Genomic DNA, 14,726 nt, shown 5'->3' on the forward strand with positions numbered 1-14,726 from the left:
AGCGACCTCGGCTCCACCTGCTGCACAGTCCGTGCAGGAGGTCGAGATGGCGAAGAAGGACGAGACGGGTCGGCACGGCGAGGTGCTGGCGGCACGGTGGCTCGAGGAGCGCGGCCTGCGTGTGGTCGAGCTGAACTGGCGGTGCCGAGAGGGCGAGATCGACGTCGTCGCCCTCGACGGCGACGAGGTCGTGGTCGTCGAGGTGAAGACACGGCGCGGGGTCGGCTGGGGCCACCCCCTCGAGGCGGTGACCCCGGCGAAGCTGGCCCGGCTGAGGCGCCTGGCCGGTGCATGGCTCGAGGCGCACCCCGGCACGGGCAGGCGGGTGCGCATCGACGTCGTCGGCGTCGTTCTCGGCCGCACCCCGGCCGACGACGAGGTCTCGTGGGTGCGGGGGGCCGGGGCATGAGCGTCGGCCGCACGAGGGCCGTGTCGCTGCTCGGGCTCGAGGGAGCGCTCGTCGAGGTCGAGGCGGACATCGGCCCCGGTCTGCCTGCTTTCGTCATCATCGGGCTGCCCGACGCGTCGCTCGGCGAGGCCCGCGACCGGGTGCGCTCGGCGGCCACCAACGCCGGGTGCGCCCTGCCTCCGCGCAAGCTGACCGTCAACCTGTCGCCGGCGTCGCTCCCGAAGCACGGCTCGTCGTTCGACCTGGCGATCGCCGTGGCGGCGCTCGCGGCCTCGGGTCTCGTGTCGGCGCGGTCGGTTGAGCAGGCGGTGCACCTCGGCGAGCTCGGGCTCGACGGTCGAGTCCGGCCCGTCGACGGGGTGCTCCCCGCCGTCCTCGCCGCCCGGCGGGCGGGGGTCGCGACCGTCGTCGTCCCGGCGGACGCGGTCGACGAGGCGTCGCTGGTGCCGGGCATCGCCGTGGTCGGCGTCGCGAGCCTGCGCGAGGCGGCCATCCGGCACGGTGCCGATCTCGCGCCCGAGCCCGTCGAGACCATCCGCCGGGCGCGGTCCGCCGAGCAGGCGCGCGACGTCTCCGACCTCGGCGACGTCATCGGCAACTCGGACGCCGTGGAGGCGCTGGTCGTCGCAGCGGCGGGCGGCCACCACCTGCTCATGGTGGGGCCGCCCGGGGCAGGCAAGAGCATGCTCGCCGCGCGGCTGCCGGGGATCCTGCCCGACCTCGACGTCGACGAGGCACTCGAGGTCAGCTCGGTCCGCTCGTTGTCCGGCAGGCCGGTGGGCGGCGAGCTCGAGCGACGCCCGCCGTTCGAGGATCCCCACCACACGTCGAGCGCCGCGGCGATGGTCGGCGGCGGCAGCAGCGTGATCCGCCCCGGTGCCGTGACCCGCGCGAGTCGTGGCGTGCTCTTCCTCGACGAGGCGCCCGAGTTCTCGCAGTCGGTGCTCGACTGCCTCCGCCAGCCCCTCGAGTCGGGGCAGGTCGTCATCCACCGGGCCCGGGCCGTGGCACGGTTCCCGGCGAGGTTCCAGCTGGTGGCCGCGGCCAACCCGTGTCCGTGCGGCCAGCACGGCACGAGGGACGGCGACTGCGTCTGCACGCCGATCCAGCGCCGGCGGTACCACGCCAAGCTGTCGGGTCCGCTCGTCGACCGCATCGACATCCAGCTGCAGGTGGCGCGCATCAGCTCCGCCCAGTTCCGCCTGGCCGAGACCGCCGAGGTCGTCACCACCGCGGCGGCGCGCGCGCGAGTCGAGGAGGCGCGGCATCGGTCTGCGGCCCGGCTCGCGGGCACCCCGTGGCGGCTCAACGCCGAGGTGTCCGGCACCTGGCTGCGGTCCCCGGGCCGCCGCCTCCCGCTGTCCGCGACCCGACCGATCGACCGGGCACTCGAGTCGGGCGCCCTGACCATGCGGGGCTACGACCGCGTGCTCAAGGTGGCGTGGACGCTCGCCGACCTCGACGGGGCCGACGTGCCGGGCCACGGGCACGTGGCCAGAGCCCTCGGTCTGCGGCGGTCGCTGTGAACGCGCTCCTGTCGGCGAGCACGGCCGACCTCGTCGACCTCGCTGCCGGCGTGCGTGCCGCCGAGCCGTCGACGTGCGACCCCGTCGACGCGTTCGGCCTCGCCGCCTGGAGCGGAGTGGCGTCGGACGGAGACGCCGCGGCAGGTGCCTGTCGCCGGGCGCTGGGCCCGGCCGTGTCGCTCCGGCTGGTGCTCGAGTCCTTGGCGTCACGCCGTTCCGAGCTCGACCCCGGCGTCCTCGGGGCCCGCATGGTCGAGGCGGGCGTCGTCGAGGTCGATCGCCTCGAGCTGCACCGTGCGCTCAGCCGGTGGGCGCCGCGGGTCGAGGCGGGCATCGTCCGCGGCTGGTTCCGGTCCGCGGCGGCCCTGGGGGTCCGCGTCGTCGTGCCCGGGGACGCGTCATGGCCGTCCGCCCTCGACGACCTCGGCGACCACGCACCCGCGGCCCTGTGGCTGAGAGGAGGCGGACGGCTGCCCGGGTCGGGCAGCGGGGTGGCCCTCGTCGGCGCGCGGGCGGCGACGTCCTACGGTGAGCAGGTCGCCGCCGACCTCTCGAGCGGGCTCTCCGACCGCGGCCTCGTCGTGGTCTCCGGCGGCGCCTACGGCGTGGACGGGATGGCGCACCGCGCCGCCGTCGCGTCGGACGCCGGGACGATCGCCGTCATGGCGGGCGGAGTCGACCGCTTCTACCCGACCGGGCACGACGACCTGCTCCGTGCCGTCCTCCGGGACGGCCTCATGGTCTCTGAGTCGCCGTGCGGCACCATGCCGCACCGCTTCCGGTTCCTCAGCCGCAACAGGTTGATCGCCGCCCTGAGCTCGGCCGTGGTCGTGGTCGAGGCCGGTCGCCGATCCGGCTCGCTCAACACGGCCGGCCACGCGACCGCCCTCGGGCGCCCCGTCGGAGCCGTTCCCGGGCCCGTCACGTCGCCCCTGTCCGCCGGCTCTCACGCGCTGCTCAGGTCGGGCCTCGCCGCCTGCGTCACCGGGGTGCCCGACGTCGTCGAGCTCCTGGGCGTGGAGGACGACCTCGTCGCGCAGGCGTGGCAGGCCGAGCAGCCCGTCGACGTCGGGCGCGTGCAGGACGCCCTCAGCACCAGGGTCGAGCGGAGCACGGACGAAGTCGCCGCCGCCTCCGGCCTCTCGGTCACGACGGTGCGGACCCTCCTGGCGGAGATGGAGGCCGACGAGCTGGTCGAGAGACGGCCCGCCGGGTGGCGCCGACGTCCCGCCCCGCGACGTGGGTAGCCTGACCCCGTGCGAGCGACGAGCGGCGACCCCGGGGCGCGAGAGGCGACCACAGCAGGTCGTGCCGGGTCAGGCAGACCGTGACGCGCCTCCTCGGCGACGTCGAGCGGTTCCTGGCCCACCTCCGCGACGGCCGCGGGCTGAGCGAGCACACCGTCCGTTCGTACGCGTCCGACCTCGACGCCCTCGACGCCCACGCCGCCGGGCGGGCGGGCAGGCCGGCGGTCACGGCCGACCTCGACCTCGAGCTGCTGCGCGACTGGCTCTGGCGCTCGACGGAGTCCGGCCTCGCGCGCACGACCCTCGCGCGGCGGGCATCGAGCGCACGCGCGTTCACCCGGTGGCTCGACGAGACGGACCGCACCCTCGCGGACGTGGGCGTGCGGCTCCGTGCCCCCAAGGCGGAGAGCCACCTGCCCCGCGTCCTCACGTCTCCGCAGGTCGACGGCGTGCTGCGGTCGCTCGCCGTCCGGGCCGACACCGACGACGCGGGGGCTCGGCGCGACCTGGCCGTCGTCGAGCTGCTCTACGCGTCGGGCCTCCGCGTGTCCGAGCTCGTGGGCACCGACCTCGGCGACCTCGACCTCGACCGCCGTACCGTGCTCGTGACGGGCAAGGGAGCCAAGCAACGGGTCGTCCCCTTCGGGGTCCCCGCCGCCGAGGCGATCGACCGCTGGCTCACGCTCGGGAGGCCGGCGGTCGCCGCGGTCGTGCCGACCGACGTCAGCCGTGCCGACGACGCGCGTCGGGCCGCTTTCCTCGGCGCCGGCGGTGCCCGGCTCGGCACGCGAGCAGTGCACCGGCTCGTCGCGGGGCTGCTCGCCGACCTGCCGGGCGGCGGCCCGGCTGGCCCGCACGCGCTGCGGCACACCGCCGCGACCCACCTGCTCGACGGCGGCGCCGACCTCCGCGCCGTTCAGGAGCTCCTCGGGCACGCCAGCCTCGGCACCACCCAGATCTACACGCACGTGTCGACCGAGCGCCTCCGCGAGAGCTACCGCACGGCCCACCCCCGAGCCTGACCCGTCCGCCCGGTCACCCGGGGCGACGGGTCGGCAGCAGCACCGAGGGCCGCCCGAGCCCGAGCATCATCAGCGGCGAGACGTACTCGCCGTCGATCCTCGCCCCCAGGTGGACGCACTCGACGTCGGGGCAGTGGCCCGCCTGGACGGTCCCGACCACCTGCCCGCGGTGCACCGGGTCGCCCGCGGACAGTTCGCTGATCACGGGCTCCAGGCTGCTGAGGACACCGTCCGCGTGTCGGAGCGACAGCACCGGGCGGTCGACGACGACGCCCGAGAAGTGCACGACGCCGTCGCTCGGCGCCGTCACGGACGAGCCTGTGGACGTGCCGACGTCGATGCCCCTGTGCCCGGGGGACCAGGGGTGCTCGGGCGCCGTGAACGCCCGGACCACGGGGTGCGGCGGGGCCACCGGCCACGACCACGGCACGGCCGGTGCCGACGAGGTCGAGGTCGCTGCCGCACTCGCCGCTGCGCTCGCCGGGTCGTCGGCGCCGCAGGTGAGGACGAGCAGCACGACCGGCAGCTCGACCAGCAGCCGGCGGAGGCGGACGAGGCGGGGGAGGGGGCGGTGCTGCCGGGTGCGGCCGAGGCGACGGGCTGTGTCCATCGCGCGACTCTGCCGGGTGTGCACCGATGCCGTGCCGGGCGTACTGTTCACGCGTGCACGAACACCTGTGCACGACGGATGTGGGGGAGCGAGGACACGAGCCCGCTCTCCGAGCAGTGGAACGGAGACCCAGTGTCGAACGCGGCGCGATCAACAGAGACGACGAAGAGCCTGAACAGACGGGTGACGGCTCTCGCGGTCGCTGCGGCCGTCGGCGGCTTCCTCTTCGGCTTCGACTCGTCAGTCATCAACGGAGCGGTCCAGAGCATCACCGACGAGTTCGGGCTCACGGAGTTCGCCTCCGGCTTCGCCGTGGCCTCGGCCCTCATCGGCTGCGCGATCGGCGCCTACGTCGCCGGTCGGCTCGCCGACAAGATGGGCCGCATCAAGGTGATGCTCATCGGGGCGGCGCTCTTCCTCATCAGCTCGATCGGCGCGGCGTTCGCGTTCGCCGTCTGGGACCTGGTCCTCTGGCGCGTCATCGGCGGCCTCGGCATCGGCATCGCCTCGGTGATCGCGCCCGCGTACATCTCCGAGGTCTCGCCCAAGGCGATCCGCGGTCGACTCGCCTCGTTCCAGCAGCTCGCCATCACCCTCGGCATCTTCGTCGCCCTGCTCTCCGACCAGCTCTTCGCGGTCACCGCGGGCGGCGCCTCCGAGCCGTCGCTCTTCGGGCTCGCCGCCTGGCGCTGGATGTTCCTGGTCGGCATCGTCCCCTCCGTCGTCTACGGCTTCCTCGCCTGGCGACTGCCCGAATCGCCGCGCTACCTCGCGGGCGAGGGGCGGGAGGACGAGGCGAAGGACGTCCTCAAGAGCATCGTCCCGGCCGACACCGTCGACACGAGCCTGAAGGAGATCACGGACTCGATCGCCACCGAGGCCGCCCTCGACAAGAAGTCGAGCATCCGCGGCACGCGGTTCGGCCTGCAGCCCATCGTCTGGGTGGGCATCATCCTCGCCGTGCTGCAGCAGTTCGTCGGCATCAACGTGATCTTCTACTACTCGACGACGCTCTGGCAGGCCGTCGGCTTCCAGGAGAGCGACTCGTTCACGATCTCCACCATCACCGCCGTCGTGAACGTCGTCGTGACCTTCGTGGCCATCGGCCTGGTCGACAAGGTCGGCCGTCGCCCGCTGCTGCTGGCCGGCTCCATCGGCATGTTCGTCAGTCTCGCCGTCACGGCGATCTCGTTCAGCCAGTCGGTCGTCGACTCGAGCGGCGACCCGCAGCTGCCCGGTGCCTGGGGCCCGATCGCGCTCGTCGCGGCCAACCTCTTCGTCGTCTCGTTCGGCGCGACCTGGGGCCCGCTCATGTGGGTGCTGCTCGGCGAGATGTTCCCGAACAGCATCCGTGCGACGGCGCTCGGCGTCGGCAGCATGGCCAACTGGATCGCCAACTTCATCGTCACGGTGTCGTTCCCCTCGCTCGCCGCCGTCAGCCTCACGCTGTCGTACGGGATCTTCGCGGCCTTCGCCCTCATCTCCTTCTTCTTCGTGCTCGCGAAGATCCCGGAGACCAAGGGCCGCAGCCTCGAGGAGATGGGCGTCTCCGCCGTCGAGTCCTCCGCGGGGAAGCCCGCGGGAGGCGCTCGCGCCTGATCTCTGGCATCATCGACGAACGCCCTGCCCGGCCCCGGGCGGGGCGTTCTCGCTGTGGAAGGACGTTCTCATGAGCCACGCCGACGACTCGACCCAGGTCGAGCCTGCCGACGGACCCTCGACGGAGGGCGCGACCGCCGTCGCCTCCCGGGACGAGGAGGCGCCCTCCGGCGCCTCGAGGACGCGAGCGTTCGCCCCCTGGGTCTTCTGGCCCGCGGCCGCGATCATCCTCGCGTTCGTGGTGTTCGCCATGCTGTTCCCCCAAATCGCCGAGGGGCTCTTCGGCGCCGTCCAGACCGGCATCGTCGGCGCCTTCGGCTGGTACTACGTGCTCTTGGCCGCCGTCTTCGTCGTCTTCGCCCTCTGGATGGGCCTCAGCCGCTACGGCGACATCAAGCTCGGCAAGGACGACGACGAGCCCGAGTTCTCGCGCGGCTCCTGGCTGTCGATGCTCTTCGCCGCAGGCATGGGCATCGGCCTCGTCTTCTACGGCGTCGCCGAGCCGCTCAGCCACTACGCGAGCCCCCGGCCGGGCGTCACCGGCACCGACAACGAGCTCGCGGGCCAGGCGCTGAGCCAGACCTACCTCCACTGGGGCGTGCACGCCTGGTCCATCTACATCGTCGTGGGCCTCGGCATGGCCTACGCGATCCACCGGCGTGGTCGACCGGTGTCGATCCGCTGGGCCCTCGAGCCCCTCCTCGGCGACCGGGTCAAGGGCGGCTGGGGCAACCTGATCGACGTGGTCTCCGTCGTCGGGACCCTCTTCGGCGTCGCCACGTCGCTCGGCCTCGGCGTGCTGCAGATCTCGGCCGGCCTCGCCGCCGCCGGCATCGCCGAGCCGACCATCGTCGTCCAGGTGATCCTCATCGCCGCCATCACGTGCGTCACGATCTTCTCGCTCGTCAGCGGGGTCACCAAGGGCATGAAGTGGCTCTCGAACATCAACATCGTCCTCGCCGCGCTCCTGCTCGTCTTCGTGCTCGTCAGCGGGCCGACCCTCTTCCTCCTCCGCGACTTCGTGCAGTCGCTCGGCGCCTACCTCCAGAACGTCGTCGGGCTGACCTTCACCGTCAGCGCCTTCTCCGGCGCCGAGGGCGAGGCCTGGCAGGGCAGCTGGACCACCTTCTACTGGGGCTGGTGGATGTCCTGGGCGCCGTTCGTCGGCATCTTCATCGCCCGCATCTCCAAGGGCCGGACCGTCCGTGAGTTCGTCACCGGCGTGCTCGTCGTCCCGACGATCCTCACGTTCCTCTGGTTCAGCGTCATGGGCGGCGCGGCCCTGTACCGCGAGGTGTTCGGCGGCGGAGGCCTGGTCTCGGCCGACGGCTCGGTCGACACCGAGGGCGCCCTGTTCGAGATGCTCCAGGGTCTGCCGGGCGGGTCGATCGCCGTGTTCGGCGCCATCCTGCTGATCGGCCTCTTCTTCATCACGTCGTCCGACTCGGGCTCGCTCGTGCTCGGGATGATCTCGACCGGCGGCGACACCGAGCCGAAGACCTGGGTCCGGATCTTCTGGGCCGTCGTCACCGCGCTCGTCGCGATCGCCCTGCTGCTCACCGGCGGCCTGGACGCCCTCAAGACCGCGGCCATCATCACGGCGCTCCCCTTCAGCGTCGTCATGATCGGCATCTGCATGGCGACCTTCCGGGCCTTCGACGACGAGCACCGCAAGTTCCTCAGGGCGCAGCGTCGGCAGTTCCGCGACAGCATCGGCGACCACTTCGGACTCGAGGAGGCGGCGCACCCGCGCCGTCGACCGCTCGGCTTCCTGACGCGCCGCCCGCGCTGAGCTGCGGGGGCCTCGCCCCCTCTCAGGAACACGACCCGCAGGGGCGTCCCGGATCGTCTGGGCGCCCCTCGTCGGTGCTACCATGAGCGTGCAGCCTGCCCAGCAGGCTGACTTCGCGTGCCCGTGCGTCTCGACGCACCTCGCCCTCGCAGCTCAGTTGCCCCGCAGCTCAGGTGCCCGCGGCGTGACACCGGCCTCCGCATCCACTCGGTCCGACCGTGCTCCGGCACGGGCGGCGGATGCGTGCCCGGGCACCAGGCAGCGGCGGCCGTCCGGCCGTCCAGACAACCGACAACAGGCTCGCGTCCGCGCGGGCCGCAGAACTAGGAGAACGACCATGGCCGTCGTCACCATCCGCCAGCTGCTCGACAGCGGCGTCCACTTCGGACACCAGACCCGCCGCTGGAACCCGAAGGTGAAGCGATTCATCCTCGCCGAGCGCTCCGGCATCCACATCATCGACCTCCAGCAGTCGCTCGGCTACATCGACTCCGCCTACGACTTCGTCAAGGAGACCGTCGCCCACGGCGGCACCGTCCTCTTCGTCGGCACCAAGAAGCAGGCGCAGGGCTCCATCGCCGAGCAGGCGAACCGCGTCGGCCAGCCCTTCGTGAACCAGCGCTGGCTCGGTGGCCTCCTGACCAACTTCCAGACGGTCTCGAAGCGCCTCGCCCGCATGAAGGAGCTCGAGGACATCGACTTCGACGACACGACGCAGGGCTTCACCAAGAAAGAGCTCCTGATCAAGAAGCGCGAGCTCGACAAGCTGCACAAGACACTCGGCGGGATCCGCAACCTCACGAAGACGCCGTCGGCCCTCTGGGTCGTCGACACCAAGAAGGAGCACCTCGCGATCGACGAGGCCAAGAAGCTGGGCATCCCGGTCATCGGCATCCTCGACACGAACTGCGACCCCGACGAGATCACCTTCCCGATCCCCGGCAACGACGACGCCATCCGTTCCGTCGGCCTGCTGACCCGCATCGTCGCCGACGCCGCCGCCGAGGGCCTGGTGCAGCGTCACCAGAAGCCGGAAGACGCCGACGCCCCCGTCGAGCCCCTCGCCGAGTGGGAGGCCGAGCTGCTCGCCCAGGGCGAGGCCAAGGCCGCCGAGTCGGCTCCCGCCGCTGAGGCTGCTCCCGCCGCCGAGGCCGTTCCCGTCGAGGTTGTGCCTGTCGAGGAGAATGACGCCGACGCTCAGGTCGCCGAGAAGCCCCTGGGCGAGCCGGTCGTCGAGCCCGTCGCCGAGCCCCGCGACGAGACCGCTGCGGAGCCGGCCGACGCCGACGCCGCCGCGGACGCCAAGTAGAACCCCCCACCTCCCCCTTCCGACTCCACGAAAGGAAGTCAGACCATGGCGAATTTCTCCGCCGCTGACGTGAAGACCCTCCGTGACCGCCTCGGCGCGGGCATGATGGACAGCAAGAACGCGCTGGTCGAGGCCGATGGCGACATCGAGAAGGCCGTCGAGATCCTGCGCGTCAAGGGACTGAAGGGCGTCGCCAAGCGCGAGGGCCGTCAGACGACCGCGGGCCTCGTCGCCGCCAAGGCGTCGGGCGGCTACGCCACCCTGATCGAGCTCGCCAGCGAGACCGACTTCGTCGCGAAGAACGAGAAGTTCATCGCGCTGGCCGACTCCGTGCTCGAGGCCGTCGCGGCCTCCGGCGCGAAGGACGCCGCCGAGGGCAACGCCGCCGCCATCGGCGGCCAGACCGTCGAGGCCTTCGTCAACGACGAGGCCGCGCTCATGGGCGAGAAGGTCGAGCTCCGCACGGTCGCCCGTGTCGAGGGCACCGAGTTCGCGATCTACCTGCACAAGACCTCGAAGGACCTGCCCCCGCAGGTCGGCGTGGTCGTGGGCTACACCGGCTCCGACGCCGAGACCGCTCGCTCGATCGCCCAGCACGTGGCCTTCGCCGCGCCGACGTACCTGTCGCGCGACGAGGTCCCCGCCGAGGACGTCGCCAAGGAGCGCGCCATCGTCGAGGAGACCGCGAAGAACGAGGGCAAGCCCGAGGCCGCCCTGCCGAAGATCATCGAGGGTCGCCTCACCGGCTTCTTCAAGGAGATCGCCCTGCTCGACCAGGCCTACGCGAAGGACAGCAAGCTGTCGGTCGCCAAGGTCGTCGAGCAGGCCGGCATCGAGATCCAGGGCTTCGCCCGGATCAAGGTCGGCGCCTAGCCAGCCACGGGACGGGGTCCGGGACGCACGCGTCCCGGACCCCGTTCGTGTGCCCGCCGCCGTCCCGGCCCCACGAGGCCGAGGAGGCGCGGGTCGCGCACCAGAGGACCGGGCACCTGCGCCGCGACTCGCTACCCTGGCTACGGCCACGACACGAGGGAGACCCCACATGACGACAGAGACCACCACACGACGACGCGTCCTCCTCAAGCTCTCGGGCGAGGCGTTCGGGGGAGGGCAGCTCGGCGTGAACCCCGACGTCGTCGGGGCGATCGCCCGCGAGATAGCCGAGGCCGCCAAGGAGGTCGAGGTCGCCATCGTCGTCGGCGGCGGCAACTTCTTCCGTGGCGCCGAGCTGAGCCAGCGCGGCATGGACCGGGCGCGGGCCGACTACATGGGCATGCTGGGCACCGTCATGAACGCCCTCGCCCTGCAGGACTTCCTCGAGCAGGCCGGCGCCGCCACGCGCGTGCAGAGCGCCATCGAGATGACCCAGGTCGCCGAGCCGTACATCCCGCGCCGCGCGGAGCGCCACCTCGAGAAGGGCCGCGTCGTCATCTTCGGCGCGGGTGCGGGGCTGCCCTACTTCTCGACCGACACCGTCTCGGCGCAGCGCGCGCTCGAGATCGGGGCCGCCGAGGTGCTGGTCGCGAAGAACGGCGTCGACGGCGTCTACTCGGCGGACCCCCGCCACGACCCGTCGGCCGTCAAGCTCGACCGCCTCACCTACCAGGAGGCGCTGGTCCAGGGCCTCAAGGTGGTCGACTCGACCGCGTTCAGCCTCTGCATGGACAACGGCATGCCGATGCACGTCTTCGGCATGGAGGGTGACGGCAACATCGCCAGGGCCATCCGGGGCGAGCGCATCGGGACCCTCGTCAGCAACTGACGACTAAGCTCGACGACGAACCAAGGGAGCATCGTGACGATCACTGACGTACTGACCGAGACACGCGAGAAGATGGACCGAGCGCTCGACTCGGCCAAGACGGATTTCGGGCAGGTGCGGACCGGGCGGATCAACCCCGGGCTGTTCCAGAAGATCCCGGTGGACTACTACGGGACCCCGACGCCGCTCGCGCAGCTGGCCTCGCTGCAGGTCCCCGAGGCGCGCACCATGATCGTGACGCCCTACGACAAGTCCGCCCTGAAAGAGATCGAGAGGGCCATCGCGACCTTCCCGAACCTCGGCGCCAGCCCGACCAACGACGGGACGATCGTCCGCGTCACCATCCCCGAGCTGACGCAGGACCGCCGCAAGGAGTTCGTCAAGATCGTCCGCGGCAAGGGCGAGGACGCCAAGGTCCAGATCCGCAACATCCGTCGCAAGTCGAAGGAGTCCCTCGACGGGCTCAAGACCGAGGTCGGCGACGACGAGGTGGCACGGGGCGAGAAGGAGCTCGAGGCGGTCACGAAGGGATACATCGACCAGATCGACGACGCCCTGAAGAAGAAGGAAGCCGAGCTGCTCGAGGTCTAGATGAGCGACGCTCCCGACGGCGCACGTCCCGACGAGTCGGTGCCGACACCCAAGACCACCCTCGGCAGCCGTCGCGCCGACTTCGACGCCAGGGCCCAGGCTGCGCGGCACGACCTGGAGAACCAGATCCGCAACCGCCGGGCCCAGCTCGGCGCCCGCAACGTCGAGCTAACAGCTCGTACGGGGCGCAACCTCCCGGCCGCGATCGCGGTCGGCGTCGGGCTCGGCGCGGCCGTCCTGCTGAGCCTCGTCTTCGAGCCGGCGTTCTTCATGATCGTCGCCGGGGCCCTCATCGGGTCGCTCTGCTTCGAGCTGACGAGCGCGCTCCGCTTCGCGGGCCGAGACGTGCCTCGGCTCCCCAGCGTGCTCGTGGGCCTGGCGATGGTGCCCCTCTCCTTCGTCTACGGCGCGCAGGGCCAGTGGCTCGGGCTCGTCGGGGGCGTGCTCCTGGTGTCGCTCTGGCGCGTGGCAGAGCTGGCGCGCCCCTCGCACCGCAAGCCCGCCTCCGTCGTCTGGCGCGACATCGGTGCCGGCGCGTTCGTGCAGATCTACTGCTCGTTCCTCGGCAGCTTCATGCTCGTCCTCGCGGCAGAGCCCAACGGCGCGAACTGGACGCTCGCGACGCTCATCATCGTCATCGCCGTCGACACGGGCGCGTACGCGACCGGGCTCAACTTCGGCAAGCACCCGATGGCGCCGCGCATCAGCCCCAAGAAGACCTGGGAGGGCTTCGCCGGGTCGGTCGCCGCGAGCCTGATCGCGGCCGTGCTCACCTCGTGGCTGATGCTGGACGAGCCCTGGTGGTTCGGCTTCGTGCTCGGCGGGGTCATCATCCTCACGGCGACGATCGGCGACCTGTCGGAGTCGCTGATCAAGCGCGACCTCGGCATCAAGGACATCAGCACCTGGCTGCCCGGCCACGGAGGGTTCCTCGACCGCCTCGACAGCACGTTGCCGTCGGCCGCCGCGGCGTACGCGCTCTACCTGCTGGTCACTTGACCCGGCCAGGGGCCCTGCTGCGGGCCTCCGGGGCCGATGCGGCATGATGGACGGCGTGAGCTCAACTTTCCCCACGGTGCCCAAGGGCCAGCGCGGCTACGACGTGTCCGAGGTCGAAGCGTTCCTCGCCGAGGCGCGCGCCGCCTACACCGGTGGTGCCGAGACGCCGTCGCCGGTCGACTCGGCCCGCATCCGCCGTGCCGCGTTCGCGATGCGCAAGGGCGGCTACTCGCCGGCGCACGTCGACCAGGCGCTCGAGCGCCTGGAGGACGCGTTCGCGAGTCGTGAGCGCGACCGGGCCGTGACGGCCGCCGGCGACGAGGGCTGGTACGGCGAGGCGCGCAGCGCGGCCGAGGAGATCGTGGCCAGGCTCGACCGTCCGGTGGGCCATCGGTTCGACCGTGTCAGCGTGCTGACCGTCGGCTACCACCCCAAGGACGTCGATCGCCTGGCCCGGCGCCTGCAGGGCTACTTCACCGACGGCAAGGCCCTCAGCATCGACGACGTGCGGGCATCCGTCTTCAGGGCTCGACGCGGGGGATACCGCGAGGCCCAGGTCGACGTGCTCCTCGACGCCGTGGTCGACGTCATGCTCGCTGTGCGCTGACCCGAGCGGCGGGGCGGTCCCCGACACGAGCCGCCGCGCGAGTCAGGGGGACGTGCCGACGCGCCCCGGGGGCCCTGGCCGAACCGGGACGGATCCGTTACCCTGGACGAACTCATGGGCAGGCACTCAGCGAACGCGACCACGGGCCACACTCTCTCCGAGCAGCGGCTGGTCGTCAGTCGACCTCGGGCCATCGAGAAGCGACGCGTCCCCGCCTCCCTGCTGACGCCTCCTCCGGTCCGATCGGCACCTCAGCCTCGCCCCTCGGCAGGGCGACGGTACGTCCTGCCGCTCATGGGCTTCGCCGCCACCTTCGCGTTCCTCTCGGCCTCCCTCGTCAACCCGCTCTCGGGTGCCGAGGCCGCCACCACGAGCGTGGGCGGCGCGGCAGCGCTCGTCGCGCCGGGCCAGTCGTTCGTGGTGGGCGCCGGCGTCGTCCTCGCCGCCGACCGCGACCAGTACGGAGTGACGCTGCCGCCGCCTCCTCCGCCGCCCGCGCCCGTCGTCGAGGAGACCCCGGTCGACGAGGCGCCTGCCGGCAGCGCCAAGAAGTCGTCCTCGGGCGGCGCCGCTCCCGTCGCGGGCGTCCCCGACCCCGGCACGGCCAAGGCCATCGCCGCCGAGATGGTCGCCGCCCGTGGCTGGGGCACCGGCGAGTACGACTGCCTCGTCTCGCTGTGGAACAGGGAGTCGGGCTGGAACATCAACGCGCACAACGCGTCCAGCGGCGCGCACGGCATCCCTCAGGCCCTGCCCGGCAGCAAGATGGCGTCGGCCGGTGCCGACTGGCAGACCAACCCCGCCACCCAGATCACGTGGGGGCTCGGCTACATCCAGGGTCGCTACTCGACCCCCTGCGGCGCATGGGGCCACTCGCAGTCCGTCGGCTGGTACTGACCCTCCACCCGTGAGGGTCCGGCTACGCTGGAGCGCATGCCCCGCAGCAACCGCCCGCGTCGCCCGCGCGACCGTGCGGAGCAGAACCGCACCGAAGACGCCCGTGACGAGCGCGACCTGGCTCGTTCCCTCTTCGGAGGCCCTCGGACGGAGACGCGGCGAGGGCGCGAGTTCGTCGTCCAGTCGGTGTCGGCGTCCTCGGCCGTCAAGCAGTACACCTGCCCCGGCTGTTCCCTGACCGTCTCGCCGGGTACGTCCCACCTCGTCGTCTGGCGGGCCGACGGGCTGTTCGGCGAGCAGGACGACCTCGCCTCGCGCCGTCACTGGCACACCCACTGCTGGAGGATCTCGTGACC

At 72.0% G+C, this 14,726-nt stretch carries 15 protein-coding genes; 14 read left to right on the top strand and 1 reads right to left on the bottom strand.

The window, feature by feature from the left end:
* The first annotated feature begins 46 nt into the window (after nt 1-46).
* The 4 genes from ES689_RS02655 to ES689_RS02670 all read left to right on the top strand — a co-directional run bounded on the left by ES689_RS02655 (nt 47) and on the right by ES689_RS02670 (nt 4,204).
* Nucleotides 47-409, top strand: a complete 363-nt coding sequence (locus tag ES689_RS02655) for a YraN family protein (RefSeq protein ID WP_146899818.1) — start codon at nt 47-49, stop codon at nt 407-409.
* A complete protein-coding gene (locus ES689_RS02660) occupies nt 406-1,935 on the top strand; it encodes a YifB family Mg chelatase-like AAA ATPase (RefSeq protein WP_146899821.1) in 1,530 nt (509 codons plus the stop codon). The genes ES689_RS02655 and ES689_RS02660 overlap by 4 nt, the downstream gene beginning before the upstream one ends.
* Nucleotides 1,932-3,182: a DNA-processing protein DprA gene (gene dprA, locus ES689_RS02665; protein ID WP_146899823.1), complete on the top strand. Its 1,251-nt coding sequence runs from the start codon at nt 1,932-1,934 to the stop codon at nt 3,180-3,182. Before ES689_RS02660 ends, dprA begins: the two co-directional genes overlap by 4 nt.
* 80 nt (nt 3,183-3,262) lie before the next feature.
* Nucleotides 3,263-4,204, top strand: a complete 942-nt coding sequence (locus ES689_RS02670) for a tyrosine recombinase XerC (protein ID WP_146899826.1) — start codon at nt 3,263-3,265, stop codon at nt 4,202-4,204.
* Between the two features lie 13 nt (nt 4,205-4,217).
* Here ES689_RS02670 and ES689_RS02675 read toward each other — a convergent pair whose 3' ends face one another.
* Nucleotides 4,218-4,814, bottom strand: a complete 597-nt coding sequence (locus ES689_RS02675; RefSeq protein WP_146899829.1) for a M23 family metallopeptidase — start codon at nt 4,812-4,814, stop codon at nt 4,218-4,220.
* A 78-nt stretch (nt 4,815-4,892) separates the two neighbouring features.
* Here ES689_RS02675 and ES689_RS02680 point away from each other — a divergent pair, with 78 nt between their 5' ends.
* From ES689_RS02680 to ES689_RS02725, 10 genes are all read left to right on the top strand, one after another.
* On the top strand, nt 4,893-6,413 hold the full coding sequence (locus ES689_RS02680) for a sugar porter family MFS transporter (RefSeq protein ID WP_146899833.1): 1,521 nt from the start codon (nt 4,893-4,895) through the stop codon (nt 6,411-6,413).
* 70 nt (nt 6,414-6,483) lie between these two features.
* Nucleotides 6,484-8,205 (top strand): BCCT family transporter, encoded by a 1,722-nt coding sequence (locus tag ES689_RS02685; RefSeq protein ID WP_146899836.1) that lies wholly within the window; start codon nt 6,484-6,486, stop codon nt 8,203-8,205.
* 337 nt (nt 8,206-8,542) lie between these two features.
* Entirely contained in the window at nt 8,543-9,514 is a 972-nt protein-coding gene (rpsB, locus tag ES689_RS02690; RefSeq protein ID WP_146899839.1) for a 30S ribosomal protein S2, read from the top strand.
* 45 nt (nt 9,515-9,559) lie between these two features.
* Entirely contained in the window at nt 9,560-10,387 is an 828-nt protein-coding gene (gene tsf / locus ES689_RS02695) for a translation elongation factor Ts (protein ID WP_123546429.1), read from the top strand.
* A 169-nt stretch (nt 10,388-10,556) separates the two neighbouring features.
* Nucleotides 10,557-11,276, top strand: a complete 720-nt coding sequence (gene pyrH / locus ES689_RS02700) for a UMP kinase (RefSeq protein WP_146899842.1) — start codon at nt 10,557-10,559, stop codon at nt 11,274-11,276.
* A gap of 72 nt (nt 11,277-11,348) precedes the next feature.
* Entirely contained in the window at nt 11,349-11,867 is a 519-nt protein-coding gene (gene frr, locus ES689_RS02705) for a ribosome recycling factor (protein ID WP_223269427.1), read from the top strand.
* Nucleotides 11,868-12,866: a phosphatidate cytidylyltransferase gene (locus tag ES689_RS02710; protein ID WP_146899849.1), complete on the top strand. Its 999-nt coding sequence runs from the start codon at nt 11,868-11,870 to the stop codon at nt 12,864-12,866.
* Nucleotides 12,867-12,912: 46 nt separating this feature from the next.
* Nucleotides 12,913-13,473 (top strand): DivIVA domain-containing protein, encoded by a 561-nt coding sequence (locus ES689_RS02715; protein WP_146901718.1) that lies wholly within the window; start codon nt 12,913-12,915, stop codon nt 13,471-13,473.
* A 294-nt stretch (nt 13,474-13,767) separates the two neighbouring features.
* Nucleotides 13,768-14,370, top strand: coding sequence for a lytic transglycosylase domain-containing protein (locus ES689_RS15780; protein WP_223269340.1), 603 nt, complete (start codon nt 13,768-13,770; stop codon nt 14,368-14,370).
* A gap of 36 nt (nt 14,371-14,406) precedes the next feature.
* The gene (locus tag ES689_RS02725) at nt 14,407-14,724 is read left to right on the top strand and encodes a hypothetical protein (RefSeq protein ID WP_146899851.1); all 318 of its coding nucleotides are present in this window, start codon (nt 14,407-14,409) and stop codon (nt 14,722-14,724) included.
* The last annotated feature ends 2 nt before the right edge of the window (nt 14,725-14,726 follow it).

Origin of the sequence: Frigoribacterium sp. ACAM 257 (assembly GCF_007954365.1) — a bacterium.
Taxonomy (GTDB): Bacteria; Actinomycetota; Actinomycetes; order Actinomycetales; family Microbacteriaceae; genus Frigoribacterium.